Here is a 1131-nt window from a genome sequence, read left to right as displayed (position 1 = left end):
AGAGCAGTTGGGGAGAAAAATAGGCATAGCAAACAAGCCTACATGATGCAGAAATTTTCAGAAGAAATATTCAATTGTTAAAAAGCTACTGTAATAAATTTAAAATACTGAAACCTGAAACTTTAAGCATAGCATCTAGATGAATATTAATTCCAGCAATCATAGTCATAAATGAGTAACGTTTTTTACCATGTATTCTTAAAGAATGGATTTTATAATCATTAAGAATACGATTATTTATACGCTCTGAGCAGGTTCTAGTTTTATAAATGATTTTCCATTGTTTTGAGCCGCGAGGCACAGGAGTAAACAACCGCAAATCCCATGATGGTTTAGTATATATTACGCGTCCATAAGGTGAAGGTGAGCACTGCTCACAACAAGAGCAACTAGCAACCTTTTTTAAAACCAAAGGGCAACGCCATTTAAGGCGTGAACGCTTTTTTTCAAAACCGTTACAGACCATTTCATGGCCACCAATGCAGATAGGAACTCCTTTTTCATTAATATCTAAAGCGGTTGGATATTTTGAATTTCCTTTATTCTTGGAGTTCAAATCAATAAAGGGATTAATGTTCCATTTGGAACATAATTCATATGTAGGATAGTTATCATTAGCTGAGTCAAGAACATAATTTGATATATTGAACTGCGGTAACAGTTCTCTAAATTCAGCTAATGCTACTATTCCAGTGACACTATCGTGTCTGCTTGCTTCTACAAATCGTAGATAAATAGGTAGATCAATCTTATATTTTTTATTATAGACAGATAAAGCATAAAGAGTGTATCCATAAAACCAACGATTTTCATGACTGTCCCAACCCCAATTAGCATTTATGTCAGAAAGTCTACGAGGGCATTTGCAATCGTAAATTCCATTTTTACGGCAGTCACAAACTTTAGAACCATAATAAGATGCCTTACAGTGAACACAAGTACCATCACCGGCAACCGTGAGGTTATCTTTTTCTATTAAGTTAAGATTAAAAGATGGCTCTACAGCAACCAATGAGAATATTTTTTGAAGCAGCCTTTCGGCTCTTAAAGAAAATGAACGACCAGCTTCAAAAAAATCTGAAATTCTTCTAACAACACCTGTTTTTTTATTAGGAAGCTTCTTGTTTTTAC

General features: G+C 34.3%; 1 protein-coding gene. It reads right to left on the bottom strand.

Annotated elements, in window-relative coordinates; all coding sequences use genetic code 11:
• Nucleotides 1–85: 85 nt before the first annotated feature.
• Nucleotides 86–1131, bottom strand: a 1046-nt coding sequence (locus LGK97_RS19590) for a hypothetical protein (RefSeq protein WP_226262002.1), incomplete at its 5' end; no start/stop codon positions are given.

The sequence above is a fragment of the Clostridium sp. CS001 genome (assembly GCF_020443565.1).
Taxonomy (GTDB): domain Bacteria; phylum Bacillota; class Clostridia; order Clostridiales; family Clostridiaceae; genus Clostridium_AD.
This window is presented reverse-complemented; position numbering and strand designations above follow the sequence as displayed.